The following is an 897-nucleotide window of genomic DNA, read 5'->3' as shown; positions in this document are numbered from 1 at the left end:
CGCCACCGCCGCTGCCGCCGCCCTTGCCGGTGCCTCCCGGGGACGACGATTTCGCGACGCTGGCCGCCGCGGTCGAACGCGCCGAGCAGCAGCAAGCCCAGGCGCGTACCGCCGCGACGGCCCAGCCCGCCGCGCCGCGTGGGCCGGATCCGATCGAACGGCTGTTGGGCGGGATCAAACGCTGGTTCACCGAGGGCAATGTCCCGGTCAAGATCGGCATGCTGGTGCTGCTGGCCGGCGTCGCCGCGCTGCTGAAGTACGCCGGCGACCAAGGCTGGCTGCGCATGCCGATCGAGCTGCGCTACGCCGGCATCGCCGCCGCGTCGCTGGCCGGCCTGGCCTTCGGCTGGCGCCAGCGCACGCGCAAGCGCAGCTTCGCGCTTGCCCTGCAGGGTGGGGCGATCGGTGTGCTGCTGCTGACCGTGTTCGCCGCCTTCAAGCTGTCCGGGCTGATCCCCGCCGGCGCGGCGCTGGCGCTGAGCATCGCCCTGGTCGCGGGCATGTGCGTGCTGGCGGTGGCGCAGGAATCGCGCACGCTGGCGGTGCTGGGCACGCTGGCCGGCTTCCTCGCGCCGCTGTGGCTGTCCACCGGCAGCGGCAACCACGTCGCGTTGTTCTCCTACTACGCGCTGCTCAACGCGGCGGTGTTCGCGATCGCCTGGTACCGGCCGTGGCGGGTGCTGAACCTGCTCGGGTTCGGCTTCACCTTCGGCATCGGCACGCTGTGGGGCGTGTTGCAGTACCGGCCCGAGAAGTTCGCCAGCACCGAGCCGTTCCTGCTGCTGTTCTTCGCCTTCTACCTGCTGATCCCGATCCTGTACGCGCGGCGCCAGGCAGCGCGCAGCACGCTGATCGACGGCAGCCTGGTGTTCGGCACGCCGCTGATCGCGTTTTCGC

Annotated in this window: 1 protein-coding gene; it reads left to right on the top strand. The window is 71.6% G+C overall.

Annotated features, from left to right (window positions below; genetic code table 11):
• Positions 1-29 precede the first annotated feature (29 nt).
• On the top strand, positions 30-897 hold an 868-nt coding region (locus tag D180_RS20755; protein WP_232760611.1), incomplete at its 3' end, for a DUF2339 domain-containing protein.

Source organism: Xanthomonas sp. SHU 166 (assembly GCF_000364685.1).
Lineage (GTDB): Bacteria > Pseudomonadota > Gammaproteobacteria > Xanthomonadales > Xanthomonadaceae > Xanthomonas_A > Xanthomonas_A sontii.
Note: the sequence above shows the minus strand (reverse complement) of the source record. Positions and strands in the feature narration are given on the sequence as shown.